The organism is Pedobacter metabolipauper, from assembly GCF_004362715.1.
GTDB classification, from domain to species: Bacteria; Bacteroidota; Bacteroidia; order Sphingobacteriales; family Sphingobacteriaceae; genus Pedobacter; species Pedobacter metabolipauper.
The window spans coordinates 148,283-174,902 of the sequence record NZ_SNYC01000006.1 but is presented as its reverse complement, the minus strand read 5'-3'; the positions used below and the strand labels follow the sequence as shown (position 1 = coordinate 174,902).

The 26,620-nt window shown below is 37.6% G+C and carries 25 protein-coding genes and 5 tRNA genes; 27 read left to right on the top strand and 3 right to left on the bottom strand.

What is annotated here, in order from left to right; all coding sequences use genetic code 11:
- The first annotated feature begins 71 nt into the window (after nt 1–71).
- The 9 genes from pheT to ATK78_RS17425 all read left to right on the top strand — a co-directional run bounded on the left by pheT (nt 72) and on the right by ATK78_RS17425 (nt 11,762).
- The gene (gene pheT, locus ATK78_RS17465) at nt 72–2,471 is read left to right on the top strand and encodes a phenylalanine--tRNA ligase subunit beta (RefSeq protein WP_133577426.1); all 2,400 of its coding nucleotides are present in this window, start codon (nt 72–74) and stop codon (nt 2,469–2,471) included.
- A gap of 50 nt (nt 2,472–2,521) precedes the next feature.
- On the top strand, nt 2,522–2,812 hold the full coding sequence (locus ATK78_RS17460; RefSeq protein WP_133577425.1) for a hypothetical protein: 291 nt from the start codon (nt 2,522–2,524) through the stop codon (nt 2,810–2,812).
- Between the two features lie 31 nt (nt 2,813–2,843).
- A complete protein-coding gene (locus ATK78_RS17455; protein WP_133577424.1) occupies nt 2,844–3,134 on the top strand; it encodes a cell division protein ZapA in 291 nt (96 codons plus the stop codon).
- A gap of 261 nt (nt 3,135–3,395) precedes the next feature.
- Entirely contained in the window at nt 3,396–4,949 is a 1,554-nt protein-coding gene (rny, locus tag ATK78_RS17450; RefSeq protein WP_133577423.1) for a ribonuclease Y, read from the top strand.
- Nucleotides 4,950–5,025: 76 nt separating this feature from the next.
- Nucleotides 5,026–5,526, top strand: a complete 501-nt coding sequence (locus ATK78_RS17445; protein ID WP_133577422.1) for an Mpo1 family 2-hydroxy fatty acid dioxygenase — start codon at nt 5,026–5,028, stop codon at nt 5,524–5,526.
- A 112-nt stretch (nt 5,527–5,638) separates the two neighbouring features.
- Entirely contained in the window at nt 5,639–8,458 is a 2,820-nt protein-coding gene (locus ATK78_RS17440; RefSeq protein ID WP_133577421.1) for a TonB-dependent receptor, read from the top strand.
- A 93-nt stretch (nt 8,459–8,551) separates the two neighbouring features.
- The gene (locus ATK78_RS17435) at nt 8,552–9,778 is read left to right on the top strand and encodes a hypothetical protein (protein WP_243732564.1); all 1,227 of its coding nucleotides are present in this window, start codon (nt 8,552–8,554) and stop codon (nt 9,776–9,778) included.
- A 195-nt stretch (nt 9,779–9,973) separates the two neighbouring features.
- Entirely contained in the window at nt 9,974–11,110 is a 1,137-nt protein-coding gene (locus ATK78_RS17430) for a zinc metalloprotease (protein ID WP_133577420.1), read from the top strand.
- A 112-nt stretch (nt 11,111–11,222) separates the two neighbouring features.
- On the top strand, nt 11,223–11,762 hold the full coding sequence (locus ATK78_RS17425) for a hypothetical protein (RefSeq protein ID WP_133577419.1): 540 nt from the start codon (nt 11,223–11,225) through the stop codon (nt 11,760–11,762).
- 47 nt (nt 11,763–11,809) lie between these two features.
- Here ATK78_RS17425 and ATK78_RS17420 read toward each other — a convergent pair whose 3' ends face one another.
- Entirely contained in the window at nt 11,810–13,009 is a 1,200-nt protein-coding gene (locus tag ATK78_RS17420; protein WP_133577418.1) for a hypothetical protein, read from the bottom strand.
- 236 nt (nt 13,010–13,245) lie between these two features.
- Here ATK78_RS17420 and ATK78_RS17415 point away from each other — a divergent pair, with 236 nt between their 5' ends.
- Entirely contained in the window at nt 13,246–13,917 is a 672-nt protein-coding gene (locus ATK78_RS17415; RefSeq protein ID WP_133577417.1) for a hypothetical protein, read from the top strand.
- Between the two features lie 142 nt (nt 13,918–14,059).
- On the opposite strand, the gene ATK78_RS17410 is transcribed toward ATK78_RS17415, so the two are convergent.
- Nucleotides 14,060–15,811 carry a lysophospholipid acyltransferase family protein gene (locus ATK78_RS17410; protein WP_133577416.1) on the bottom strand — a complete coding sequence of 584 codons (1,752 nt, stop codon included), beginning with the start codon at nt 15,809–15,811 and terminating at the stop codon, nt 14,060–14,062.
- A 133-nt stretch (nt 15,812–15,944) separates the two neighbouring features.
- On the opposite strand from ATK78_RS17410, the gene ATK78_RS17405 reads away from it, so the two are divergent.
- The 3 genes from ATK78_RS17405 to ATK78_RS17395 all read left to right on the top strand — a co-directional run bounded on the left by ATK78_RS17405 (nt 15,945) and on the right by ATK78_RS17395 (nt 18,436).
- Entirely contained in the window at nt 15,945–16,853 is a 909-nt protein-coding gene (locus ATK78_RS17405) for a ComEA family DNA-binding protein (protein ID WP_133577415.1), read from the top strand.
- Between the two features lie 2 nt (nt 16,854–16,855).
- Nucleotides 16,856–17,383, top strand: a complete 528-nt coding sequence (locus ATK78_RS17400) for an adenine phosphoribosyltransferase (RefSeq protein ID WP_133577414.1) — start codon at nt 16,856–16,858, stop codon at nt 17,381–17,383.
- Nucleotides 17,384–17,662: 279 nt separating this feature from the next.
- The gene (locus ATK78_RS17395; protein ID WP_133577413.1) at nt 17,663–18,436 is read left to right on the top strand and encodes a LuxR C-terminal-related transcriptional regulator; all 774 of its coding nucleotides are present in this window, start codon (nt 17,663–17,665) and stop codon (nt 18,434–18,436) included.
- On the opposite strand, the gene ATK78_RS17390 is transcribed toward ATK78_RS17395, so the two are convergent.
- Nucleotides 18,392–19,438, bottom strand: coding sequence for an ATP-binding protein (locus ATK78_RS17390; RefSeq protein ID WP_133577412.1), 1,047 nt, complete (start codon nt 19,436–19,438; stop codon nt 18,392–18,394). The genes ATK78_RS17395 and ATK78_RS17390 overlap by 45 nt on opposite strands.
- Nucleotides 19,439–19,627: 189 nt before the next feature.
- On the opposite strand from ATK78_RS17390, the gene ATK78_RS17385 reads away from it, so the two are divergent.
- From ATK78_RS17385 to rplA, 14 genes are all read left to right on the top strand, one after another.
- Nucleotides 19,628–20,800 (top strand): acyl-CoA dehydrogenase, encoded by a 1,173-nt coding sequence (locus ATK78_RS17385; protein WP_133577411.1) that lies wholly within the window; start codon nt 19,628–19,630, stop codon nt 20,798–20,800.
- Between the two features lie 170 nt (nt 20,801–20,970).
- Nucleotides 20,971–21,165: a 30S ribosomal protein S21 gene (gene rpsU / locus ATK78_RS17380; protein WP_012781007.1), complete on the top strand. Its 195-nt coding sequence runs from the start codon at nt 20,971–20,973 to the stop codon at nt 21,163–21,165.
- 131 nt (nt 21,166–21,296) lie between these two features.
- On the top strand, nt 21,297–22,181 hold the full coding sequence (locus ATK78_RS17375; RefSeq protein ID WP_133577410.1) for a tyrosine-type recombinase/integrase: 885 nt from the start codon (nt 21,297–21,299) through the stop codon (nt 22,179–22,181).
- 15 nt (nt 22,182–22,196) lie between these two features.
- Nucleotides 22,197–22,544 carry a ribosome hibernation-promoting factor, HPF/YfiA family gene (hpf, locus tag ATK78_RS17370; protein WP_133577409.1) on the top strand — a complete coding sequence of 116 codons (348 nt, stop codon included), beginning with the start codon at nt 22,197–22,199 and terminating at the stop codon, nt 22,542–22,544.
- A gap of 205 nt (nt 22,545–22,749) precedes the next feature.
- Nucleotides 22,750–22,822, top strand: a tRNA-Thr gene (locus ATK78_RS17365).
- 8 nt (nt 22,823–22,830) lie between these two features.
- A tRNA-Tyr gene (locus tag ATK78_RS17360) sits at nt 22,831–22,913 on the top strand.
- A gap of 9 nt (nt 22,914–22,922) precedes the next feature.
- Nucleotides 22,923–22,995: transfer RNA gene (locus tag ATK78_RS17355), tRNA-Gly, on the top strand.
- A gap of 53 nt (nt 22,996–23,048) precedes the next feature.
- Nucleotides 23,049–23,120 (top strand) — tRNA-Thr (locus ATK78_RS17350).
- A 118-nt stretch (nt 23,121–23,238) separates the two neighbouring features.
- Nucleotides 23,239–24,426, top strand: a complete 1,188-nt coding sequence (gene tuf, locus ATK78_RS17345) for an elongation factor Tu (protein WP_074612231.1) — start codon at nt 23,239–23,241, stop codon at nt 24,424–24,426.
- Between the two features lie 123 nt (nt 24,427–24,549).
- Nucleotides 24,550–24,620, top strand: a tRNA-Trp gene (locus ATK78_RS17340).
- Nucleotides 24,621–24,633: 13 nt separating this feature from the next.
- Complete coding sequence (gene secE, locus ATK78_RS17335; RefSeq protein ID WP_133577408.1) at nt 24,634–24,825, top strand: preprotein translocase subunit SecE; 192 nt, start codon at nt 24,634–24,636, stop codon at nt 24,823–24,825.
- An 11-nt stretch (nt 24,826–24,836) separates the two neighbouring features.
- Complete coding sequence (nusG, locus tag ATK78_RS17330; RefSeq protein WP_133577407.1) at nt 24,837–25,379, top strand: transcription termination/antitermination protein NusG; 543 nt, start codon at nt 24,837–24,839, stop codon at nt 25,377–25,379.
- A gap of 75 nt (nt 25,380–25,454) precedes the next feature.
- On the top strand, nt 25,455–25,898 hold the full coding sequence (gene rplK, locus ATK78_RS17325) for a 50S ribosomal protein L11 (RefSeq protein WP_037443979.1): 444 nt from the start codon (nt 25,455–25,457) through the stop codon (nt 25,896–25,898).
- Between the two features lie 23 nt (nt 25,899–25,921).
- Complete coding sequence (rplA, locus tag ATK78_RS17320) at nt 25,922–26,620, top strand: 50S ribosomal protein L1 (RefSeq protein ID WP_133577406.1); 699 nt, start codon at nt 25,922–25,924, stop codon at nt 26,618–26,620.

Sequence of the window (26,620 nt, the reverse complement as noted above, 5' to 3'; positions counted from 1 at the left end):
AAACTTATCATGAGCAGAAATGATAAGCGATAGCATTATTTTATATCTTTGCATTTTATTTGAATGACAACATGAAAATATCCTATAATTGGTTAAAACAATTCATAAATACTGATCAAACGCCACAAGAACTTTCCCTGGTATTAACGAATATCGGTTTAGAGGTTGAAAGCTTAGAAACGGTACAGCCTGTTGTGGGTGGGTTAGAAGGATTAGTGATTGGCCATGTTTTAAGTTGTGTACAACATCCAAATGCAGACCGCTTGCGCATAACTACTGTTGATGTTGGTGCTGAAGCAATTCTGCAGATTGTTTGCGGAGCCCCCAATGTAGCCCAGGGACAGAAAGTTGTAGTAGCTACTGTTGGTACAACTGTTTACCCAAATGAAGGCGAGCCTTTTAAAATTAACAAATCAAAGATAAGAGGCGAAGTTTCTGAAGGAATGATCTGTGCAGAAGATGAAATTGGTCTTGGCGCTTCTCATGCCGGAATTATGGTTTTGCCGGAAGATACCCAGATTGGTATTGCTGCCAAAAGCTATTTTAACCTGGAGGATGATTATCTTTTTGAGATTGGCTTAACCCCTAACCGGGCTGATGCAGCTTCGCATTTAGGGGTGGCAAGAGATTTAGCTGCCTACTTCCGTACCGGAATTACTATGCCTGATGTTTCTGCATTTAAAACAGATAAGGAGACTCAGGATATAGCTGTTACCGTTGAAGATACAGATGCATGCAAAAGATACAGCAGTGTTTCTATTTCTGGTGTTACCGTTAAAACATCGCCTGAATGGCTGCAGGACAAGCTGAAAGTGATTGGTATCAGACCAATCAATAACATTGTAGATATTACAAATTATGTGCTGCATGATCTTGGACAGCCGCTTCATGCATTTGATGCAGACCAGATCAAAGGTGGGAAAGTAGTGGTTAAGAAGTGCGCAAAGGATACGCCCTTTGTAACGCTTGACGGACTTATGCGTAAACTGGATGCGGAAGACTTGATGATCTGTAACGCAGAAGAACCAATGTGTATTGCCGGTGTTTTTGGTGGTAAAGATTCTGGCGTAAGCGAGGGTACTACTAACATATTTCTGGAAAGCGCATATTTTAACCCGGTTTCTGTACGTAAGACTTCGAAACGTTTTGGATTAAAAACAGATGCTTCGTTCAGATTTGAGCGTGGTACTGATATAGATATGACGGTGATTGCGTTAAAACGTGCTGCGCTGCTTATTAAAGAACTTGCAGGCGGCGAGATCAGTTCATCAATATCTGACATTTATCCTGTTCATGTATTGCCTTTTGAGGTTAGTGTTAGCTATCTAAACATCAATAAATTAATTGGCAGCAACATTCCTTCTGCGGAAATTAAAGGAATTATTACTGCTTTAGGAATTGAAGTTACTGAAGAGACTGCGGAAGGACTACAGTTAAAAGTGCCGGGCTATAGGGTTGATGTTACCCGTGAATGTGACATTACTGAAGAGGTATTGCGCATCTATGGTTATAACAATATTGAGATCCCCAGTAAAATAAATGCATCTCTATCTTATACCGCCAAGCCCGATAAGGAACAAACACAGCATGTAATTGCAGATTTGCTTACCGCTAACGGTTTTCTGGAGATCTGGTGTAACTCGTTAACTAAAGGTACGTATTCTAAACAACCGGATGAAGCGGTTCAGATCCTGAATCCATTGAGTGCTGATCTGAATGTAATGCGCCAGAGCCTGTTAATGCCGGCTTTGGAAAGTGTAGCTTACAATATAAACCGGAAAACGACCGATATTAAGTTCTATGAATTTGGTAAAACATATCATCTCATTAATGAGAAGTATGTGGAACGCCCGCGTTTATTGATGGTGCTTTCTGGTTCGATCCAGCCGGAACAATGGAACCAAAAAGTAACCCCGGTAAGTTTTTATCATTTAAAGGGTGCTGTTGATGCCGTGATCGGACGTTTGGGGATCACTACTTATCAGACAGAGGAAGTAAAGGATGAGGACTTTGCATTTGGACTGAAATATTTTAGAGGCGATAAGACCATTGTAACCTTTGGTGCGGTAACTGCTGCCGATAAGAAGCAAGCCGATATTGATAAAGATGTTTATTATGCTGATTTTGACTGGGCCCTGCTTTTAGACCTGGTAAGAAAGAATAAGATCATCAATAAGGAAGTTGCTAAGTATCCGTCGGTACGAAGAGACCTTTCTATGCTGGTTGATACGAACGTTACTTTTGACGATCTGAAAACAATTGCTTTCAAGACCGAGAAGAAGCTAATCCGTGCAATTCAGGTGTTTGATGTGTATCTTGGTGATAAGCTTCCTGCGGGTAAAAAGTCTTATGCCCTGAACTTTACCCTTCAGGATGATGAGCAAACTTTAACAGACAAGCAAATTGATTCTGTTATGCAAAAGATTATATATAACTTAGCACAAACAGCGAAAGCAGAAATTAGAAAATAGATTCAGTTTTCAGGATAAGTTAAACAAATAAAATAACAAAATTTAATAAGATGCCTTCTGTTGCCGGCCAGTTAAACTCAGTATTGCATAAAACAGCTCGCTTAATAGAGCTCTGTAATGCTTTACAGGAAGAAAATGACTTATTAAAGCTGGAGAACCAGTCTGTAAAGGCTGCTCTTGATACGGCTAAAAATAAGAACCTGGACATGGAAGAAAAGCTTAGGGTTTTGAAGCTTGCAAAAAGTATTGAGGGTACAAGTGAAAAGACTCTTGATATAAAGCAAAAAATTAACGATTTTGTGCGTGAAATAGATAAGTGTGTTGTATTACTTAAGAAATAAGGAATACCAGAAAGTGAAACAAAGCTAAATAATGGGAGAAATCTCGATAAAAATAACTATTTCTGACCGTATCTACCCCTTAAAGGTGAGTATGGAAGAGGAAGAAATTGTAAGGCGCGCAGCCAAGATTATTAATGAACGTATAAAAGATTATCAGGAAAATTATGCGGTTAGAGATAAACAGGATTTGCTTTCTATGGCCGTACTGCATTATGCAACAGCAGTACTTAAGGTAGAAAACAAAGTTCAGAACCAGGATACAGAGGTTGCTGAAAAGGTTGACGAATTAGATAGTTTATTAAACGATTTTTTCTCCAAATAGGAGCGTTCTTTATATTAGTTAAAAGATTAAACAAAGATATAGCCGCAGCTAGTTTTTGAGTTTCACTATTTTTAAAACTTAACACTTCAATATTTATAGGATTGAGAGAGTGTATTTCATCTGCTTTGCACCTGAAAATGACTTAAATCCTAATTATAACTCGTTGAGGTTTTTAAAACAGGGGAATTTAAAGGTAGTTGCGGTTTTTTTTTACACGTTTTTACAGTTGTGCAGCGGCACGATAGTTTTTAAATAAATAGAATGGAAATATTAGGATATGTACTTGCCGGTTTAGTAATCGGTGTTATAATAGGAAGATTCCTCCTGCGCAGCCTGCTTAAAAAGCAGGAAGTAGCAGTTCAGAGCAAGGTTAAGAAAATACTTAAAGATGCGGAAATCAACGCAGAGATCTTAAAGAAAGACAGGATCCTGGAAGCCAAAGAAAAGTTCTTACAATTAAAGTCGGAACATGAACAGGAAGTAAATTCTAAAAATAACCAGATCAACCAGCGCGAAAATGCGGTCAAACAAAAAGAGCAATCCTTAAATCAGCGTCTTGAAAATGCAACACGTAAGGACCAGGAGATGGACAACCATAAAAAGAACCTGGACAAGCAAACTGAGATTGCATTGAAAAAGCAGGAAGAAGTAGAACTGTTGAAAAATCAACATGTAAAGCAACTTGAAACGATTGCCGGTTTAAGTGCTGAAGAAGCTAAAAACCAGCTGGTTGAAAACATGAAGCAGGAAGCGCGTACCCAGGCTATGATCCAGGTTAAGGATATTGTAGACGAAGCGAAGCTTACTGCAACTAAAGAAGCTAAGAAAGTTGTGATCCAGACCATCCAGCGTACTGCGGTTGAAGCTGCCATTGAAAATACGGTTTCTATCTTTCATATTGAAAGTGATGAGATTAAAGGTCGTGTAATTGGTAGAGAAGGCCGTAACATTCGCGCCCTTGAAGCTGCTACTGGTATCGAGATCATTGTTGATGATACCCCTGAAGCAATTATACTATCTGGTTTTGATCCGGTAAGAAGAGAGATTGCCCGCCTTGCTTTACACCGTTTGGTTACCGATGGAAGGATCCACCCGGCACGAATTGAAGAAGTTGTTGCCAAAACGAAAAAGCAGATTGAGGATGAGATTGTTGAAATTGGTGAACGTACGGTAATCGATTTGGGTATTCATGGTTTACACCCTGAGCTGATCCGGATGGTTGGACGGATGCGTTACCGTTCATCTTATGGTCAGAACCTGTTACATCACTCCCGTGAGGTTGCTAATTTCTGCGCTACCATGGCTGCTGAACTGGGTTTAAATGCAAAAATGGCCAAGCGTGCCGGATTATTGCACGATATAGGTAAAGTGCCTGATGACAACCCTGAGTTGCCACACGCTATTTTAGGAATGCAGCTTGCAGAAAAATATAAAGAACATCCGGAGATCTGTAATGCAATTGGTGCCCACCATGATGAAATCGAGATGACCTCAATGATCTCACCAATTGTTCAGGCTTGTGATGCCATCTCTGGTGCAAGACCGGGTGCAAGACGTGAGGTTGTAGAAAGCTATATTAAACGGTTAAAAGAATTAGAAGAGCTTGCCCTTTCTTATCCTGGTGTAGAGAAAACATTTGCAATCCAGGCAGGACGTGAACTAAGGGTGGTTGTAGAAAGTGAACGCGTAACAGACCAGCAGGCAGAATTATTGGCCGCTGATATCTCAAACCGTATCCAAACTGAAATGACCTATCCGGGACAGATTAAGGTTACCGTAATTCGTGAAACAAGATCTGTAGCATTTGCCAAATAGATCAAGCTTATTATATTTATAAAAGCGGTGGATTATTCCTCCGCTTTTTTTATTTTTACATATAATCTAATCCAATATGAAAACGGTGCAAAGAAGTGAGGTAGATGTCCTTTTTGATAAATATGCAGAAAGCCATCAAAACCATTCTAATGAAATTATTCACTGGATCTGTGTTCCTTTAATTGTATTCAGCCTGCTTGGTCTTGTTTGGGCAATTCCATTTCCAAAACTGGAGTTTTTAGGCCGTTATGCCGATTACCTGAACTGGGCATCTTTTCTAATTGCCTTCTCTATATTTTACTATTATAAACTTTCACCCGTATTGTCTTATATGATGCTCATACTGATTTCCATGATGAGTTTTGGGATCGTTTCTATTGAACAGTGGGAAAAGAATGGAGGCCCGGCATTGTGGCTGGTTTGTGTTGCCATTTTTGTATTGTCGTGGATTGGTCAGTTTATTGGTCATAAGATCGAAGGAAAGAAACCTTCGTTCCTGGACGATGTTAAATTCCTGTTAATAGGTCCGATCTGGTTATTGCACTTTATATGCAAAAAAACAGGCATAAAGTATTGATCCAAATAGGCATTAACATTAAATTAACATTCGGGTAAACAAATGGTAATTTACATCTAACATATACCTAACATTGTGGTAATAGCTTTGCTGAAAATTAATACACGGCAAATTGAAATCACAACTAAATCTTAAGAAGGCATTAATTACTCTGGTATTCGTAATTATTGGCACAGCAGTATTTGCACAAACAGGAAAAATTTCTGGTAAAGTATCTGATAAGAAAACCGGTGAAACACTAATTGGTGTTACGGTAAAGATTGCAGGCAGCACTAAAGGTGCCGCAACAGATGTTGAAGGAAAGTACCTGATTGGTGGTATTGCTTCAGGAAAATATACCATTGAAGCATCTTACGTTGGATATACTACTAAAGCAATCGTTGATGTTGAAGTTAAGAACGGAGCATCAACAGTAGTTGACCTTATTCTGGAAGAGTCTAATGCTACTCAAAAACTGAACGAGGTAGTTGTAACTGGTCAGATGAGCAGGGAGACTGAAACTTCCATCATGCTAAATCAAAAGAATTCAGCCGAGATTAAACAAGGCATCGGGATTCAGGAACTTTCGAGAAAGGGCGTAAGTGATGTTGAAGAAGGATTAACCAAAATTACCGGTATTACTAAGGTTGATGGAAGAGGACTTTTTGTTAGAGGTTTGGAAGACAGGTACAATAATTTGTTAATTAACGGTTTGGCCGTTCCCTCGAACAACCCTTTTAAAAAGATCATTCCTTTAGATGTTTTCCCTACAGACATTGTAAGTGTTTTGGAAACCTACAAGACCTTTAATTCTAGTTTATACGGGGATTTTGCAGGCGGAACTTTTAATATCGTTACCTCTAAAGGCGAGAAAGCCCAAACTAAAATAAATATCGGTACCAGTTTTACTTCAAACAGTAACCTGAAGAGGTTTTTGAAATCTAAAGATGCCGGCTCTTTTAGTGATTTTCTGGGTTTTCCAGGTACAGACCGTGAGCTGCCTAAGATTTTAGGAAATGTTCCTGCATCTTATACCTTATCTTCAAGTGAAGCGCTTTCGCAATTTGGTTCTGGATTCGATGTGGAAGATGGAAAGGCACCGCTAAATACCAGCTTTGGTATTTTACATACTCAAAAATTCAATTTAGATAATCAACGTTCATGGCAATATCTAATATCTTTAAACACAGATAATAATTTTCAAATTAGAGAAGGTGTTGACCGGTTTTTTAATACTGCGCAAGGTATCTATGATAACAATTTATATACAACCAGATATAGATTCTCTACAAACTCATCTTTATTGGGTGCCCTTAATTACAAATCAGAACGTTTAAACTTAAGCTTTAACACTTTCTATTTGAAGAGTACTGAAAATATGATCCAGGATCAGCTTGGATATACCAATAGCCAGGCTACAGTTACCAACTCTTTTATTCGGTTGAATCAACTGACAAATTCTGACTTTTTAAACAGCCAGTTGTTTGCAAATTATAAACTAACTAAAGATAACAGACATAGCGTACGTGCTGGTGTTTCTTACTCTAAGACCAAGTTTGAATTGCCAGACAGAAAATCCTTTAAAGGTTCCCGTATAGATGAATCTACTACTTCAGTGAGCTATAGCGGTAATAGTATCGTTAGACAATATATGGACTTTGATGGTAGTTTCTACGCATCGGGATTAGCAGAGTATAACTGGAGATTTGGTAATGATGATATCACTAAAGCGCATAAACTCTCTTTAGGATATAACGGATCTTTTAGTAAGATGGAGTCGAATTTCAGATTCTTAATCTCACAAAACCTGGCATCTAATAATGTTATTTTTAATACAGATCAACCGGATACAAAATTTACATCTGAGCTTTCAAGTGGCAATTTCAGCTATAGAGAAGGATCAAATGCTACATATAAAGCGAGAATGCAGGAAGGCGTAAATGCTGGTTATGGTGACTTGGCTTTAAAATTAGGTGAAAAGACAGATTTAAACGCAGGTATCAGATTTGAACAATCTCAGCGAATTACCAGATATAGAAATTCTGGTAGTTTTGATGCTCCCTTCGAAAAGATTATCAAAGATAACTTTGACATACTTCCATCATTGAACTTTAAGTATGCTTTAAATGATAAAGCGAACTTTAGGGTCTCAGCTTCGAAAACATTAACGAAGCCAGTAATTATGGAAGCCTTTCCTTTGGAATTTGTTAACCCTGATGCAACGATCGAGAATGGTAACCCTAACGTAATCAACAGCAAAAATTACAACCTCGACGTTAAATATGAGTTGTTCCCTACTGATAAAGAAATGATTGCAGTTACCGGGTTTGCAAAGTATCTGGATAGCCCTATTGAACGTTTGTTTCTGCAATCTGCAGGAAGCGGGGGTTTATCGATTACTTATAACAACTCTAAAAAAGCAGTATTGTATGGAGCTGAGTTAGAATTCCTACTTCAGTTGAGCAGGGTATCTGAATCCTTATCAGATTTCTCTGTCGGTTTTAACACTTCGTTGATGGTTACTGAAACGACCATTGATAAGATTAAAAATAGTTCAGAAACGGCTGCTATTGGCAACGATAATACGCGCAGACTGCAAGGTGCTTCTCCATGGCTGATCAATGCGGATATTAAATATGAAACTGCTTTCAGCAAAAAATGGAAAAACACCATGACCCTGGCTTATAATGTTTACGGCGAAAGGATTTATGCAGTGGGTACTAATGGCCTGGATCACTATTATGAAAAGCCTTTTGGTAAACTTGATTTTATCTGGAATAATAAAATCTCAGATAAATGGGATGTGAAGTTTGGTGTAGAAAATATCTTAAATCCACTTTATAAAGTTGAATTGGGAGACAAAAGCACTGTGAATATCGTTGAGAACGACCTGACTGTTAAGGATTTTAAAAGAGGAGTTGGCTTCTCATTAAATCTTGGCTATACTTTTTAAGCCTTGGCGGTTAACAATTCGCTAACACATTGATTATATAAAGGTAAAATAGAATTAACGTATAAAAAATATCATAAGATTAATTTTGAAAAAATGAAAACAACAAATCTATTAAAAATGAAAAAAGTACTTTTTGCAATCGCAATTACCACGTCAATTTTCACAGGATGTTCTAGTGATGATGATGATCCTATAGTAAAAGCACCAGTTCAAGGTGAGATCAGTGCTAACTATACAACCAATACAGTTCTTGCTTATGGGAATTATACATTAAAAGGAATGGTTAAAATTTCTTCAGGAGTTACTTTAACAATTGAAGCAGGTTCTACCATTACTGCTGATAAAACTGACGGTGAAGATGGACTAGTTGTTTTAAACGGTGGTAAATTAATTGCTATCGGTACTGCTGATGAGCCAATCGTGCTTACAGAGAAATCAAAAGTTGGTGGTTCATGGGCTGGTATCATCATGTACGGAGATGCCCCAATCGTGAATTCTGCTACTGCACCAACTCCACAAACAGCTACATCAGAAGATGGATTAGGTTTACCCTATGGTGGCTCTAACTTAACGCACAATGGCGGTACATTGAAATATGTGAGAGTAGAATATGCAGGTCAGGTAATTACTACAAACAGTAAAGAGCACAATGGTTTCTCTTTCTATTCTGTAGGTTCAGGTACTGTGTTAGAAAACCTGGTTTCTTATAGAGGTAATGATGATGGTTTTGAGTTCTATGGTGGAACAGTTAGTGGTAAGAATTTAATTTCTTATGCAAACAGTGATGATTCTTTCGATTGGCAAGATGGCTGGAGAGGTCAGGAAAACACAAACTGGTTTGCTTACCAAACTGGTATTGCTAACTACGGAGTAGAAGTAGAATCAAAAAGTGTGAATAACACGTTTTGGCCAAAAGTAACCAACATGACCTTAAAAAGAGCTGCTGGTACAACTACTGAAGCACAAAGTGAAATTCAATTAGATGCGTTCCAATTCAAAGCTGAAGGAAACGGCGACTTTAGCAATATTGTTATCGATGGTTATAACAGCCAGACTACACCAACAGCATTTACTGGTGGAGCAGTTCAGATCCGTGATTTGAATACTTTTAACAATCAGGTATTAACAGGTAAAATTAAGTTAACTAATGTTAAGCTTAATAATACCCCAACTATATTCATCTCTGGAGTAAGTACAATTAATGTATCTGCTACTAGCTTTGGTGCCAACTGGTCAGTATCTGCTACTGCTACAGGAGCTGCTATAACAGGTGGAAAATGGGCTACAGTTGATGGTGTTAACTTGTTAGCCAACTTATAGTCAAAATTTATAAATAACTATAATAAAAAAGGCTCCCGATATTTTTCGGGAGCCTTTTTTGCGTTTGCTAAAATACCATAGGCCAATAATAATTTGTATTTTTCATTCTTAGGTTAATGGTATTGTGTAAATATTAATAATTATTTAATGATTAGTTTAAATTAGACTTGTAAGTTCAAATAAAAATCATATCCTATGAAAACTCAAACTACTTTAAACCGATTTACAATACGTCTGGCTTTGGCTGCTGTATTGTTGACGTCAGTTATTTCGTCGTGTAAAAAAACAGATGAGCCAACTGCTGAAGCATCTCATAAACAAGCTATTGATGCGGCTACACTTTCTAAAATTGAAACTTTAGGCTATAGTACTAAAGAGATTAAAGATTTAGGAGCCTATTACCTGGTTGAAAATGATATTTTACTTTCAAAAGAAACACTGGCTAAATCAAAAGGGATAGAAAAATTAATGGGCCTTGACCAGGGGATTTCCCAGGCCCAAACACCTTATCTAATTTCAGGCAGTTACCAAAATGTCACGATATCAATTGACCAGTCAATTTGGGGAAACAGCACCTGGTACTCGGCTGTGGTACAAGCAGTGGTGATTTGGAACTCAACGGCAAACAGCAACATTAAGCTCAATCTATTTATTAAGGATTATGATCCATCATTGCTGGCTGATATTGAGATACGAGGTGATAATGGTGCATTTGATATTTATACAGCTGCAGGTGCTTTGCCTCCTACATATGATGGTAAACCAGGCAATTTAATTCTTGTAAATACTGATTTTAGAGATCCTAACACCAATTATTTCATCGATAATAGCCAAACCACCTGGAATATGATTCATGAAATTGGACATACTTTAGGTTTGAGACATACAAACTGGGATGAAATGGATGAAGGTTATGCCGCTCAAATCCCTAATACACCAAACACTGATGCCTATTCTGTTATGAATGGCGGTACAGCGATAAGCTCATACAGCAGCAGCTATCCTGCATTACCATCTGTTTACGATGCAGCAGCAATAACAACCCTCTATCCAATAAATACAAGCAGTACGGTTGTGCCTATGATTAGCGGACCAAGTACCTTTTCTGGGGAGCGGACTTTTCATATGAGCTACAAATCGTTAGAAGCCGGACTTTCATACCATTGGGAAGTTACAGGTATTAGCGGAACGACTTATTATTATGGATATACAGGCTCTGAAAATATTTTTGAGCTGAGCTTATCTCCAGGAAGCTATCAAATAAAATGTTCTGTTTATGGTGGAAAGTACAGTACAACTGGCATAGCAACTAAGAATGTGACCGTTAATTAATACACGATAGCATTTTATATCTTTAAATATTCAAACTCCTGATATTTTTATATCTGGAGTTTGTAGCGAAATAGACTTAGCCCTCGTTTTAGTAGTAAACAAACTAAAAGATATGAAAAGAGCTACCATTCAGTTATTTGTGCTATACGCCGCTATCGCAATTAACTTCTCATGTGCCAAAGACAAAGGCGTTGTTGTTAATATAGAAGATAAAGACCTAACCCAATGTCCTGCAAATTCATCTTGTACTTTCTTATTTAACGAAAATGCAGATATCAACACTGGCGGAAGTCTATTTATGACTGCCGCGGGCAATTACAGGTTATTCCATACAAATATGAGCAGGCCAGGGTATAATATACTTCTTTTTGTTAAGGCGCCAATGAACGGGAGCAATTTTGAGTTGGGGAAAGCAGATGTCTTAGCTGGGCGTGTAAAGCTGATCAGTTCTTGTGTTGCCTGCAATATGATTCCTGTTAAAGAAATTGATGGTTATGTAAAGGGCAAGAATCTTACTCCTGGCAAATCAATTAATAAATCAAAATGGTTATTGGAGATTAAGGTCATTATGGCAAGCGATGTGAATGCATCTTATAGTGATACTGTATTTGTTAAACAATATTTTTATCCAAATTCTACTACTTCTATTTAATTTCCCTTGTTTTCCTGCTTTTGTCATTAATTTGGCAGAAGCAGAATTTATTGTCCGGGTTCATAGTGATAGACCACTTGGTAGGGGATATTCTTTAGATTGGCAGATAATTGGCCAATGCTTAAGTTTTCTGATTGTGGTGTGGGCTCGCAGATTGAATACGTTTTTCCTTTATATACGATGGGCTGACCTACGGGCTTATCAAACTGTACTGCCATTGTGATGTGTGTAGGATAAAGCATAGCGATCATTGGAAGGTTATAAATCTCTTTAACCAGGTAGAAGAATAGAGCAGCCCTATCGTCACAATCACTATATTCTGAAAACAAGGTCTCTTCCGGAGACAGTCTTTTTTCCTTACCAAAGTTCTTATCATCACTTTCATAAAGAAAAGCATACCTGGTAAATCGCATCAGGTAATCAATGCCTTTCTTCTGCTTCATTCCTTTTAGGTTTTTTTTAAGCATTGGAATCAAAGATCCATATGTTTCTTTACTTAAAGGGATATTAAAATAATAGCCAAAGTCTACACCCGGATAATTGGCAAACAACCGTTCTACCTCGGGATTCAATTTAATATTGAAGTGATATACCTTGTGGCGGTAATTAAATTCTATTTTTTTCTCTGTATAATCTTCAGGTTTAAAATCAGGCATCCGGGTTACGATGTAAGAAAAGGGTTCTTTTGATTCGGGAATACTGATCATGTCATGAGGTGGAAATTTATTAAGATCTTCATTTGAATAATCGTGATAATTAAGACACATATATTTCCTGTTCTTAAACATCACGTATGGGATGTCTGAGATGTCTTCATCATTATATACATAGAAAATAATCCGGTTATTAGCTAACGTTAACCTGGCATCGTAGCCAGATTTAACGAGTAAAAACCATTTGTAAAATGTATAGCGTTCGTAGTTTTCTTTTTTCGGGCTAATCTGCTCCGCAGTTTTTCTGATCAACTGATAGTACATCCAATCGTTAAGCTGGTGTTTTTCTTTGTAGTTGGTTAACTGATCAAGGATCTGCCTGTATTTACCGGCATTTACCCGGTTATAACAAGATTTAATATATTCTTCTGAAAATATGTTATTGTGACCTATGAGAATTGTAGAATCGATCTCAAGATTAAAGGTGTCGTTATAAAACTCAAAGCCGATGTTATAGTTCTTATCCTGCCCATAACCATGTATGAAAATTATAGATAAACAGAGCGTACCGAATATTCTTAGCAAACGGCCCATGATTTTATATTTAGTTAATATTAAATATACGTAAATTTTTTGTAAAGCGATAGTTTGTAGATTATAGTTTTAATATTTTAATTGAGGTTTTTTATGGGTATTACATGATATTAGTTTTGTAAATAAAATCAGTTTTTTTATTATTAATGAATTATATTTATCGTTATAGTAAAATATAATTTAATTTATTTTTAATTTAAGTAGTTAAATTGTATTTTTGGATAAATTAAGAGATTATGAATCGATTGGAAACAAGAGTAACAGGTATTGAAAATACAATGTTAATTTTACTCGAACATGTTCAAGGAGTAAGTAATAAGATCGATGCTTTGCGGGGGAACTCAACATCCAGCCTTGAGAACTTTGATCAAAGCTTTGTTGAGATAAACGGTAAGATTGATGCGGTAAATAATAAGGTTGATGCTTTGCGGGGGAACTCAACATCCAGCCTTGAGAACTTTGATCAAAGCTTTGTTGAGATAAACGGTAAGATTGATGCGGTAAATAATAAGGTTGATGCTTTGCGGGGGAACTCAACATCCAGCCTTGAGAAATTTGATCAAAGCTTTGTTGAGATAAACGGTAAGATTGATTCGGTAAATAATAAGGTTGATGCTATGCGGGGGAACTCAACAGCCAGCCTTGAGAACTTTGATCAAAGCTTTGTTGAGATCAATGGTAAGATTGATGCTATGCGGGGGAACTCAACAGCCAGCCTTGAGAACTTTGATCAAAGCTTTATTGAGATCAATGGTAAGATTGATGCATTGCGGGGGAACTCAACAGCCAGCCTTGAAAATATTGAAGATAAACTAACTGACTTAAAAACAGAACTTGTAAAAATTAATGTAGTGACAAATTATGAAGGAATATATAATAACGCACTGAGGATAATTAAAAAAGATTAAATAGAAATAGTAAGATAATTGCTTTTTAACAACTGCTTAACATGATGACCTTAGATTTGCGCTATAAATATTTGGTTAGTATTTATACGTTTAGGTTTAGTTGATAAACAAAAAGCCACGATGGATGTCGTGGCTTTTTCTATTAAAAATTTTTACCAATCTTCTCCAGCATTTCTGGTGGTATGTTTTGCATGTCTACAACAAGAAATCCATCCAGGCAATCTGAAAACTTAGGATCGATGTTGAAGCATATAATCTTTGCATTCAGATTCATGTACTGTCTCAATAATACCGGAATCTTAATGTGTGAGTTCTCAATGTCTGAAATGAGCCCGTCGAGGTCTTTTAATGAATCGCTGCTTTCTATCAAAAGATCCTTATCAATTGCAGAAAGATCTGCTTTAAACTTGTTCTTCGGTTTTACATAATGTGCAAGCTCATAATCAAAGTGGTTCTTAGTGATGTAATCTACAATCAGGGACTTAGAGAATTTTGAAAAGTTATTACTAATGCTAACCGGACCGAACATATACCTATATTGAGGGTTATCCAATAAATATTTCAATATGCCTTTCCACAGCAAGAAGAGTGGAAGTGGTTTTTGCTGATACTCTTTTCTAATCCATGAGCGCCCCAGTTCGATACCCTTTCTTAGTATAGGATAAAAAGGTTCTTTGATCTTAAAAAGTTCGGAAAGATAAAATCCTCTTCTTCCCATGGTATTTAAAATCTCATCTCCTTTTCCAATACGGTACGCACCAACAATGTTCTGAAGGTCCTTATCCCAAATAAAGAGGTGATTATAATAGATGTCATAATTATCGAGATCTATTTTCTTGTTAGTTCCTTCTCCAACCTCTCTGAAGGTGATCTCTCTTAGTCGTCCGATCTCCCGTAAAATATTGGGGATACTTGAAGTAGGCGTAATATATACTTCATAATTCTTTTCCTGCCATACCCTAAATGATTCGAGCTGCTGAACCTCTTGTAAAATTTTATTCCGTTCGGTCTCCTCAATGATCTCTTCGGGCTTTTTCTTTATTTTGAATAAGCTGATCGGGTTAAATAATTTCTTTTCCTCATCCAGTCCGGTTCCCAATGCATATGTTCTTGCCCTTAAAAAGTCAAGCAGCTTATTGGTGTTATTCCGGTAAGAAATGTCTTCAATATGTATTGGCTTCCCAATTCTGACCTTAATTTTTAATCCTTGCTTGTTTAAAAACTCTGAAGGCAGTTTTGCTGTTCTTAGCGTTGGATGTATAAAACTTAGTATATTAAACAGAACGCCGTTGTTTCCATGGAAATAGATCGGTACAACAGGGACCTTAGCTCTGGCAATTAGTTTTCCTACTACAGGATGCCAAAGCCTGTCCGTGATCTCTTGCTTATCTAAACTGAATGTTGAAACCTCTCCGGCAGGAAATATACCAATAGGTGTGCCGCTTTGCAGTAAGTCAAAAGTTGCTTTAAGACCACTTATACTAGAGGAGTGCTGAACGTTTTCAAAGGGGTTAACTGCCACAAAAAATTCACTCAGATTGGGAATCTTTTTGAGGATAAAATTAACCATTACCTTGGCCTCAGGTCTTACAGTACATAATAATTTAACCAGAGCAAGACCCTCTATACCTCCATAAGGATGATTTGCTATGGCAATAAAGCCTCCTGTTTTTGGAATATTTCTAAGGTCATCTTCGTCAAAATCTATGGTAACACCTATTGTTTCCAGGATCTTATCTACAAATTCAAGCCCGTTAAACTGTACGTTTTTAGAAAAAACTTTATTGATATCATTGAGTTTCATCATCTCCATGAGTAAAGCTGCAAGACCGGGTACGCCTAATTTATCTATTTTGGTAGCCTTTGCAAACTCCTGGGTTGTTATGATCTTCATTTATGCTTGTTTTGAACTTTAATTCCACTCAAAAATAAGATTTATATTTTTAAATCCATTAAGTACATCTTTTGTGTGGTAATACGACATTAAAGCATTACTGTTAACTGCTTACAATTATTGATATAAAAAAATGAAAAAGTGGTTAAATGACGCCTTTGGCTTTAGTAAAGCCGAATTTAATGGATTATTGGGTTTACTTGGATTAATTGTGTTGATTGGAACTGTTCCGTATGGTTATAATTTAGTTAAAACTGGAGATACAATCGATGCCAAATCCACGGAGGTGGTAAAGATGTTATTCTTATCTGAAAAAGACGGGATAGCGCATAATAAAATATTGCCTGGCAATGCATATTTGAAAAGAAAGCCAGTCTTGTTTTATTTTGATCCGAATGAAATTGATGCTGATGAATGGCAAATACTGGGTTTATCAGAACGACAGTCTGCATCAATTTTAAAATACCGCGCTAAAGGCGGGCAATTTAGAAAGCCGGAAGATTTAAAGAAAATGTATGTTATTAGTCATGAACTTTATGAGCGTTTGGTACCCTATGTTAGGATTAATGATCAGAGTGAATTAACAAGTGGTTTTGAAAACCCAATTATAAAAGAAAAGGATCAGGATCATCCGTTATCAGTATTAAGAATTATTGAGATCAACGGGGCAGACAGTACGGCATTAGAAGAGATCAGAGGAATTGGGCCGGCATTTGCGCTTCGAATTATGAAGTATAGGGAACGGATTGGTGGTTTCTATAAAAAGGAACAACTTATGGAAGTTTTTGGTCTTGATTCTACGAAATATATGGAGATCAAAGATCAGTTTATTGTCGACGTTTCAAAAATTAAAAAGATCAATGTGAATGAAGCAATGCCTGAAGATTTTAAAAATCATCCGTATATAAGATATAAACAAGTAAATGCACTGATACAATATAGAAAACAACATGGAAATTATATTAATATTGCAGAACTGAACAATGTGGTCATCCTTAGTCCGGAGGTACTGAAGCGTTTAGCCCCTTACCTTACTTTTTAAAAATGATCGAATCAAAGATTAAGCAAACCGTACGCGACGTGAAAGATTTTCCTAAACCTGGGATCATTTTTAAAGACATTACCCCTATACTGAAAGAGCCTTTGCTTTGTGCTGAAATTGTGGAAGCACTGGCATCGCAACTTATAAATATACAGATCGATGTGGTTGCAGGTATTGAAAGCAGAGGTTTTCTATTTGGCCCATCTCTGGCACAACGGTTAAATGTACCTTTTGTACCGATCCGTAAAGCAGGTAAGCTGCCCTATAAAACGATCCGGGAATCTTATGATCTTGAGTATGGAAGTGCTGTTATAGAATGTCATAAAGATGCATTGCTTACCGGACAACGGGTTTTGATTCACGATGATCTTTTGGCAACAGGTGGAACTGTGGTTGCGGCTTCTAAGTTGATTATGCAATTGGGAGCATCGGTTTCGGCTTATTCTTTTATTATTGCGCTGGACTTTCTTAATGGCAGGGACCGGCTTAAATCTTACTCTGACCAGATCTATTCATTGGCCTCTTATTAATCCTGCTTAGACACTTGCCTGGTACAGAATGAGTATCACTAAGCCTAAAGCTATCATTTTTAGAATAAAAATTGATAATTCTGATGTGAAAAATTTATTTGATGATTTAGTTTGCATGGTATTTTGTTTAGCGTGATTAAAATTTTTAGAGTTATTCCATTATTTTAATAAATTGATGTGGATTTTAATTAAACTTGTTACAAAATTACCAAGCTATTTATTTCAGACAACTGAGAAAATACGCAGTTCTGGTTGTTTTATTAAGGCTTAAGAATAAAAATGAAGGTGAAAAATGATTTTGGGGATTATTCTAGGAATTTTATAACAGATATTCCTGCGGAACTTGAAAGTGAGGAAGCATTGTATTACAAAAATACAATTCCAAGATTTCCGGAAGAGGCGGTTTATATTTATTCATTTAAGCAGAATAGAATGGTTTATGCAAGTGGATGGGAAGAAGTTGTAGGATATAGGGATGATGAGATCAATATGCTGGCCATTGTTAATATGTCTGCCCCGGAATTTGCCCCCTTTTCTCATGACCTGAATGATAAGGCACTTCAATTTATTCACAATAAAAGCAAAGATCTGGAGAGATATAGCTTCACTATTGAACTTAAAAAAATCCATAAGAATGGGAGCCAGGTACCTATCATTGCCAGGGTTGGTGTATTTAGTTCTGAAAATGGAAAAATAGATGCTATTATTGGCCGTTTTCAAATCAACCGCAGTTTGATTTTTGGCCGTGTGATGCGTTATGCAGCCTATGGGCCCGAGAAGGAGAAATTTGAAGAAGAACTGAATAAGATCCTATTCAGTCATTTGGCAATATCCAACAAGGAAAAGGAAGCGCTTTCATTGGTTGCCCGGGGATATTCTTTCAAAGAGATTGCCAGCGAATTAAATGTATCACATTCGGCTATTGAAAAAAGGATCATTCCATTGTATAAGCGTTTTGATGTTAAAAGCCTTACTCATCTGGTTAGCTTTGCCTACGATAATTTTATATTACCCCTTTTGGCTATTGTCCAGATTTACTATTTTAATATTTGATTCGGATACACCTATTTGTTTTAATAAAGTTTCCCATTTTTCTTCAAGCTGTTTATTTGGATCTTCGTTACCCATTACCCAAATGATGTTCTTTTCCCGGATGTGTTTGATATTGGATGGGCCGCAATCTAAATTATTGAGCAATTGGTAAAAAAGCTTTGCGGTAAGGATATCATCTTTGATCAGCCCACCCGGGTTAATGTCATCAATTACGAGAATGGATGAATCGCGCCAGGTCCACAGCCCGGATTTTTGCGCTTTCTGATCTTCTTTTTCAAAGAACATACATAGTAGTTTTACTGCGGTAACATAACTGCATGGATTCTTTCTGATAGATGCTTCTGTTGCAATTCCTACAGAAAGTGTTGTTTTTCCACTTCCCTTTGAGCCAAAGAGTAACAAATGCTTTCCCTGGACTGTATTTTCAACAAAATCAATAATGGCCGCTCTATTTGAATCTGTAATGTTCATCTGCCACTGACTTAACCGGTGCTGGAACGGATATTCTGCGTTTTGAAGATACATCTTCGTGGTATACCAATGATAGGCTGGATAAATGATCAGCAATGTCAATATGACCAGCAGGTACGCTGCTATTGACGAGTACCCGCAGATCAGGCTGGCTGTAAAACCACCAATTCCAAAAAAGCAAAGGTCTGTTGCGGTATCGAAAGCTATGTTTCCCCATTCAGGTTTAAAGGTATACTTAATGGAAGATTGTCCCTTTATTGCTGGCTTTAATAAGGGCCATAAAAAGTTGAACAGCTCAAACAGGATCCATATGGACCAGACAATTAGGGATGCCCATAGGGCGGGGGGATTTATGGAGGTTGAAGAAACAAAGATCTTATATAGTATAAAGGTAGGAATGAACCCCAGTGAAAAATGGCCAAACTGATTGGCCATCCAGGAGTAAGTGAGCGTTACGCCACGGTAAGAATCTTTTCCGATTAGGTCTTTTTTCAATTGTTCAAAAATATCTTTCCTGGTAATGAATTTCATGGTTGGTTTGTTGGTTTGAAAAGTAAAACTAAAAAAAAATAGAAAGATTTTCTCAGGTATTTGAGTTAATAAAATCAAGGGGAAAGGTTATTGAACTAAATACCATTTCGTTCTATCTTAAGGCAAATATTTAACTGCTGGTGCTATTGTTTTATTTGTTTATAATTGCTGCAATTCAAGCGAATAAATATGTTAGAAACAATGGACAGTGCATTAGGATATAGCTTCAGCATTTCTGAAAATCAGGAAATGATCAGGAAAATGGTTAAAGATTTTACTGAGAAGAATATTCGTGCTCATGTAATGGAATGGGATGAATCGCAATATTTTCCTGTAGCCGTTTTTAAAAAATTGGGTGAGCTTGGTTTGATGGGCGTTCTTGTTCCGGAAAGCTATGGCGGATCGGGATTAGGGTATCAGGAATATGTGGATGTTATTGTTGAAGTGGCTAAGGTTTGCGGTTCTGTTGGACTTTCTTTAGCGGCACATAATTCATTATGTACGGGTCATATCCTGGCTTTTGCGAATGAAGAGCAGAAGCAAAAATGGCTGCCTAAACTGGCTACTGCAGAATGGATAGGTGCCTGGGGGTTAACTGAAGCCAATACCGGTTCTGACGCTTTACGTATGATGACCACTGCGGTTGCTGATGGAGATGATTATATAATCAATGGGTCTAAAAATTGGATTACCCATGGTAAATCCGGAGATATTGCGGTAGTTATGGTGCGTACCGGAGAGAAAGGTGATTCTAAGGGGATTTCTGCAATTGTCGTAGAACGTGGTACTCCTGGTTTTACTGCCGGCAAAAAGGAAAACAAGCTGGGTATGCGGGCTTCTGAAACTACGGAAATGATCTTCGACAATTGCCGTGTTCCAAAAGAAAATATGCTGGGTAATATTGGTGATGGTTTTAAACAGGCCATGAAGGTGTTGGATGGAGGGAGAATCTCTATTGCGGCTTTATCACTGGGTATTGCGAAGGGCGCTTACGAAGCTGCTTTGGCTTATGCTAAAGAACGTCATCAGTTTGGACAGCCGATTGCGAATTTTCAGGGCATCAGTTTTAAACTGGCCGATATGGCTACAGAGATTGAAGCTGCAGAATTATTGATCCGCCAGGCGGCTGATCTAAAGAACAGAGGTTTACCGATGACCAAAGAATCTGCAATGGCGAAGTACTTCGCGTCGGAGGTTGCAGTAAGATCCTCAACTGAAGCAGTGCAGATCTTTGGAGGCTATGGCTATACAAAAGATTTTCCTGTTGAGAAGTTTTACCGGGACAGCAAACTATGTACGATTGGAGAAGGAACTTCAGAGATCCAGAAGATTGTTATTGCAAGGGAAGTATTAAAGAACTAGGATCGGCAATAAATTAAAACGAATATTCTAACCAAATATAATTAATCCAGAGGCTGTCTTTAAGGCAGTCTCTTTTATTTTGTGTTTAATTGTGATTTATTGTTTTGATTATCAAATGAAAACTTTATCTTTGCAATCCTAAAAACAACGAGAGGAGGTATTTTTACGTTATGATCATTATTAATATTAAAGACGGCGAATCACTTGACAAAGCCCTAAAACGTTTCAAAAAGAAATTTGAAAAAACAGGTGTATTGAGAGAATTACGTAGCCGCCAAGCTTACGAAAAGAAATCTGTAGCTCGTCGTACGCAAGTTAAACATGCAATATACAAGCAAAATATGCAACTAGAGGGTACTATATAAGTATCCAATAGCTTAAATATATTAAAAGCGCCGGCGTTTATGCCGGCGCTTTTTTTTTGAATAAAAAAAATGAACAGTATTAAAATAATGTTTTGTACATTGACTTTTATAGGGCATGGCAAATATTATTTATGGCTGTTGATCAATTTCTAACATATCTGGAACATGAGAAGCGTTACTCTCCGCATACCATTCAATCTTACCGGACAGATCTGACCCAGTTTAGGGACTATCTCCTTCATACCTACGATTTACAGCTTACAGAAGCCAAATACATCCATGTAAGAGACTTTATCGTGTCCCTGATGGATGAACATGTCTCTGAGAGTTCTGTTGGCCGGAAGCTCTCTACGCTCCGCAGTTATTATAAACATTTGATTCGTGGCGGAATACTTACCGGCAATCCAATGGCCCAGGTGAAAGCACCGAAAATACCGAAGCGGCTTCCTGTATTTATTGACGACCAGAAGCTGGACCTGCTGTTGGATTCTACGGAGATCTTTGATGACAGTTTTCCATCTGTAAGGGACAGGCTCGTTATTGAAACGTTATTCGGTACAGGGATGCGTTTGGCAGAACTGTTGTCTGTAAAGGATTCTGACATCAATTTTTACGGGTGCAGTTTAAAGGTTTTGGGTAAAAGAAATAAAGAAAGAATTATTCCAATAGCCGAACCGCTTGCTAATCAGCTAAAAGAGTACATCACATTAAAATCGATGCAAAATTTCGATAACAAAACGGGGGTGTTATTCGTTACAGATAAAGGGGCTGATGCTTATCCCAAATTAATTCACAGAATAGTAACCCGTTATTTGACGTACGTTTCCACACAGGACAAGAAAAGTCCGCATGTATTGCGACATTCTTATGCAACCAGTTTATTAAATAGGGGGGCAGATTTAAATGCAATAAAGGAGCTGCTTGGGCATGCCAGTTTGGCTGCTACACAGGTATACACGCACAATTCAGTAGAAAGACTAAAATCAATATATAAACAAGCCCATCCAAAGGCATAAAACAAGGAGGTAAATATGAAAATTACAGTTCAATCGATCCATTTCACTGCGGACCACAAGTTGTTAGATTTTATCCAGAAGAAAGTAGACAAGCTAGATCAGTATTTTGACCAGATCATCAGTGGTGAGGTCTATTTAAAATTAGAGAATGTAGATGATGAAGCGAATAAGATCAGCGAGATTAAACTGATCGTTCCGGGAGTGACCATGTTTGCAAAAGAGCAATGTAAATCGTTTGAAGAGGCGACCGATTTGGCTATAGAATCCTTAAGAAAACAAATTACAAAACATAAAGATAAGACGAGAGACAAGCTCAGTGAGCACAAAGCTTTGCTGAATGCTGATGAAGTGTCTGATTATTAGACATATATTTATTGCGTTTTTTATAATGAACAGGCGGATTTAAATCCGCCTGTTTTTTTTTGAAAATAATTTTGCGTAGAACATAAATTCTTGTAGATTTGCATTCCGTTTCAGAGAGGGCGTTGCTCGCTAACTAAAACGGAAAGTTCTATGAAAGATTAATATTATAAAATCCATTGCTTTATTTTGGCAATGCATGATATAAGCCTCCTTAGCTCAGCTGGTAGAGCAACTGACTTGTAATCAGTAGGTCATTGGTTCGATCCCGATAGGAGGCTCTTTTTTTGGGGGGATACCAGAGTGGCCAAATGGGACAGACTGTAACTCTGTTGTCGCAAGACTTCGAAGGTTCGAATCCTTCTCCCCCCACAATAAGAAGCGAAAGTAGCTCAGTTGGTAGAGCGATAGCCTTCCAAGCTATAGGTCGCGAGTTCGAACCTCGTCTTTCGCTCAAATAGAAAAAGGTGGGCAGTTCGGCACATAGAGAATTGCAAGCTGAGATTAGCCGAAGTAGCTCAGCGGTAGAGCACTTCCTTGGTAAGGAAGAGGTCGTGGGTTCAAGTCCCATCTTTGGCTCAAAAATAAAGATACTTTGTTAAATCTGTTAACACAGAGAGAACAAGGTTTTTTGTATTGAAAATTGTATCAAAACAATAAATAAATAAAAAGTTAACCTACTAATAAGTATAAAAACATGGCAAAAGAAAAGTTTGACCGCAGCAAGCCGCACTTAAACATCGGCACAATCGGTCACGTTGACCACGGTAAAACAACCTTAACAGCAGCTATCACTAAAGTGTTATCTGATGCTGGTTTATCTGAGGCGCGTTCATTTGATTCGATTGACTCAGCTCCTGAGGAAAAAGAAAGAGGTATCACTATTAATACAGCACACGTTGAGTACTCAACAGCTAACCGTCACTATGCTCACGTTGACTGTCCAGGTCACGCGGATTATGTGAAAAACATGGTTACTGGTGCTGCTCAAATGGATGGAGCTATCATCGTTGTAGCTGCTACAGATGGTCCAATGCCACAAACTCGTGAGCACATTCTATTGGCTCGTCAGGTAGGTGTTCCTTCATTGGTTGTATTCATGAATAAAGTGGATATGGTTGATGATCCTGAATTGCTTGAATTAGTAGAGATGGAAGTTCGTGAATTATTATCATTCTATGAATTCCCTGGTGATGACATTCCAGTTATTCAAGGTTCTGCTTTGGGTGGTTTGAATGGCGATCCAAAATGGGTTGGAAAAATCATGGAATTAATGGATGCTGTAGATAGCTACATTCCAATTCCTCCACGTTTGACTGAACTTCCATTCTTAATGCCTGTTGAAGATGTATTCTCGATTACTGGTCGTGGTACTGTTGCAACTGGTCGTATTGAGCGTGGTGTAATCAACTCAGGAGATCCTGTTGAGATCTTGGGTATGGGTGCTGAAAATCTTAAATCAACTGTTACTGGTGTTGAGATGTTCCGTAAGATCCTTGATTATGGTGAAGCTGGTGATAACGTAGGTCTATTGTTACGTGGTATTGAGAAAACTGATATCCGTCGTGGTATGGTTATCTGCAAACCAGGTTCTGTAACTCCTCACACTGATTTCAAAGCTGAGATCTATGTATTGTCAAAAGCAGAAGGTGGACGTCACACTCCATTCTTTAACAAATACCGGCCACAATTCTATTTCCGTACCACAGACGTTACTGGTGAGATCTCACTAGCTGAAGGAACTGAAATGGTTATGCCAGGTGATAACGTTACGATCACAGTTAAATTGATCAACGCAATCGCAATGGAAAAAGGTCTTCGTTTCGCTATCCGTGAGGGTGGTAGAACAGTAGGAGCTGGTCAGGTAACTGAAATTTTAAAATAGTTCTCCGGTCTCCTTAGGGAACCAGACGTTTTATAAAATAAAGGCAAAGTACTTAGGCTTTATCGGCCTGAGTACTTTGTTTCTAATAACAAATCTGATTCTTGGAAAAGAATTATGAAACACACGGGAATAGTTCAACGGTAGAATAGAGGTCTCCAAAACCTTTGATCAGGGTTCGAATCCTTGTTCCCGTGCAAAAAAATAATTATGGCTAAAGTAGTTCAGTTTATTAAAGAATCGTATGAAGAAATGACCCAGAAGGTTACCTGGCCTACATGGGGAGAATTACAAAATTCTGCGGTGCTGGTTTTGGTAGCTTCTTTTATCATTGCATTGGTTGTATTTGCGATGGATAAGGGCTCTACATTCGTTTTAGATACTTTTTATAAATCACTTTAATTAATAGCTAAATGAACGATCAGTTAAAATGGTATGTAGTTAGAGCTGTTAGCGGAAAAGAAAAGAAAGTAAAACAGTATATCGATTCTGAAATTAGCCGTTTAGGATTTTCACATCTGGTACCTCAGGTATTGATCCCGATGGAGAAATATTATCAGATGAAAGATGGAAAGAAGATTGCAAAAGAGCGCAATTTTTATCCTGGATATGTTTTAATTGAAGCTACATTAGACGGTGAGTTAGAACACATTATTAAGAATGTTAATAGTGTAATCGGCTTTTTAGGCGATAAGGGCGGAAATCCTGTTCCTATGCGTCAGGCTGAAGTTAACCGTATTTTAGGTAAAGTTGATGAGATGAGCCAGCAAAGCGAAACCATGAACGTTGCTTACTATGTTGGAGAGAACATCAAAGTAATGGATGGGCCATTTAATGGTTTCACCGGTGTTATTGAAGAGGTTAACGAAGAGAAAAAGAAATTGAAGGTTATGGTTAAGATCTTTGGAAGGAAAACTCCATTAGAACTTAATTATATGCAGGTTGAAAAGGAATAGAAATATATAAAGATCTTAAATGTTACTTGCTTCCAACATTATAACATTGAGTATTACAAATTAACAAAACAGAAAATGGCAAAAGAAGTCAGTGCACTTGTTAAATTACAGATCAAGGGTGGAGCTGCAAATCCATCGCCACCAGTAGGGCCTGCGTTAGGTGCTAAGGGGGTGAACATCATGGAGTTTTGCAAACAATTCAATGCTCGTACCCAAGATAAGCCCGGTAAAGTATTACCAGTTGTAATTACTGTTTATGCTGACAAGTCTTTCGAATTTATCATCAAAACCCCTCCTGTTGCAATCCAGTTAAAGGATGCGACTAAATTAGCGAGTGGTTCTGCTGAGCCCAACCGTAAGAAAGTTGGTTCGGTGACTTGGGATCAGGTTAAGTCAATTGCTGAAGATAAAATGACTGATTTAAATGCTTTCACTATCGAATCGGCAATGAGTATGGTTGCCGGTACAGCACGCAGTATGGGAATCACCGTTAGCGGTGATGCACCTTGGACAAATTAATTAACAAAAAACAGTTTACAACAGTGGCTAAATTAACAAAAAATCAAAAAAAGGCACATGCTAAACTAGAATCTGGTAAAACGTATTCTTTAAAGGATGCGGCTGCTTTGGTTAAAGAGATCACTACAACTAAATTTGATGCATCGGTTGATATCGATGTTAGTTTAGGTGTAGATCCACGTAAAGCCAATCAAATGGTGCGTGGTATCGCAACTTTACCACACGGAACAGGTAAAACTGTACGTGTATTAGTTCTTTGTACTCCTGATAAGGAAGAAGAGGCTAAAGCAGCAGGAGCAGATTTTGTAGGTTTAGACGAATATGTGTCCAAGATTGAAGGTGGATGGACTGATGTTGACATTATTATCACTACTCCTGCTTGTATGGCAAAAGTAGGTAAACTGGGCCGCGTTTTAGGTCCACGTAACCTAATGCCAAACCCTAAGTCAGGTACTGTAACCAACGAAGTTGGTAAAGCAGTTACTGATGTTAAAGGCGGAAAGATTGATTTTAAGGTTGACAAAAGTGGTATTATACACGCTTCAGTAGGAAAAGTATCATTCCCGGCAGAAAAAATATATGAAAATGCATTAGAAGTACTTCAGGTAATTTCTAAGCTAAAACCATCTGCTGCTAAAGGAACTTATTTTAAGAGCATTCATGTTTCTTCTACAATGAGTCCTGGAATTGCAATCGAAACTAAATCAGTAGCGGGGATCTAA

Excerpts from the sequence above, each read along its gene's own strand:
- ATK78_RS17410 (WP_133577416.1), bottom strand. The coding sequence starts at position 15,811 with ATGAAGATCATAACAACCCAGGAGTTTGCAAAGGCTACCAAAATAGAT.
- ATK78_RS17455 (WP_133577424.1), top strand. The coding sequence starts at position 2,844 with ATGGGAGAAATCTCGATAAAAATAACTATTTCTGACCGTATCTACCCC.
- hpf (WP_133577409.1), top strand. The coding sequence starts at position 22,197 with ATGAAAATTACAGTTCAATCGATCCATTTCACTGCGGACCACAAGTTG.
- tuf (WP_074612231.1), top strand. The coding sequence starts at position 23,239 with ATGGCAAAAGAAAAGTTTGACCGCAGCAAGCCGCACTTAAACATCGGC.
- ATK78_RS17425 (WP_133577419.1), top strand. The coding sequence starts at position 11,223 with ATGAAAAGAGCTACCATTCAGTTATTTGTGCTATACGCCGCTATCGCA.
- ATK78_RS17405 (WP_133577415.1), top strand. The coding sequence starts at position 15,945 with ATGAAAAAGTGGTTAAATGACGCCTTTGGCTTTAGTAAAGCCGAATTT.
- ATK78_RS17385 (WP_133577411.1), top strand. The coding sequence starts at position 19,628 with ATGTTAGAAACAATGGACAGTGCATTAGGATATAGCTTCAGCATTTCT.
- ATK78_RS17390 (WP_133577412.1), bottom strand. The coding sequence starts at position 19,438 with ATGAAATTCATTACCAGGAAAGATATTTTTGAACAATTGAAAAAAGAC.
- ATK78_RS17430 (WP_133577420.1), top strand. The coding sequence starts at position 9,974 with ATGAAAACTCAAACTACTTTAAACCGATTTACAATACGTCTGGCTTTG.
- ATK78_RS17420 (WP_133577418.1), bottom strand. The coding sequence starts at position 13,009 with ATGGGCCGTTTGCTAAGAATATTCGGTACGCTCTGTTTATCTATAATT.
- ATK78_RS17375 (WP_133577410.1), top strand. The coding sequence starts at position 21,297 with ATGGCTGTTGATCAATTTCTAACATATCTGGAACATGAGAAGCGTTAC.
- ATK78_RS17435 (WP_243732564.1), top strand. The coding sequence starts at position 8,552 with ATGAAAACAACAAATCTATTAAAAATGAAAAAAGTACTTTTTGCAATC.
- rplK (WP_037443979.1), top strand. The coding sequence starts at position 25,455 with ATGGCAAAAGAAGTCAGTGCACTTGTTAAATTACAGATCAAGGGTGGA.
- ATK78_RS17395 (WP_133577413.1), top strand. The coding sequence starts at position 17,663 with ATGAAGGTGAAAAATGATTTTGGGGATTATTCTAGGAATTTTATAACA.
- ATK78_RS17445 (WP_133577422.1), top strand. The coding sequence starts at position 5,026 with ATGAAAACGGTGCAAAGAAGTGAGGTAGATGTCCTTTTTGATAAATAT.
- rpsU (WP_012781007.1), top strand. The coding sequence starts at position 20,971 with ATGATCATTATTAATATTAAAGACGGCGAATCACTTGACAAAGCCCTA.
- nusG (WP_133577407.1), top strand. The coding sequence starts at position 24,837 with ATGAACGATCAGTTAAAATGGTATGTAGTTAGAGCTGTTAGCGGAAAA.
- pheT (WP_133577426.1), top strand. The coding sequence starts at position 72 with ATGAAAATATCCTATAATTGGTTAAAACAATTCATAAATACTGATCAA.
- ATK78_RS17460 (WP_133577425.1), top strand. The coding sequence starts at position 2,522 with ATGCCTTCTGTTGCCGGCCAGTTAAACTCAGTATTGCATAAAACAGCT.
- secE (WP_133577408.1), top strand. The coding sequence starts at position 24,634 with ATGGCTAAAGTAGTTCAGTTTATTAAAGAATCGTATGAAGAAATGACC.
- ATK78_RS17415 (WP_133577417.1), top strand. The coding sequence starts at position 13,246 with ATGAATCGATTGGAAACAAGAGTAACAGGTATTGAAAATACAATGTTA.
- rny (WP_133577423.1), top strand. The coding sequence starts at position 3,396 with ATGGAAATATTAGGATATGTACTTGCCGGTTTAGTAATCGGTGTTATA.
- ATK78_RS17400 (WP_133577414.1), top strand. The coding sequence starts at position 16,856 with ATGATCGAATCAAAGATTAAGCAAACCGTACGCGACGTGAAAGATTTT.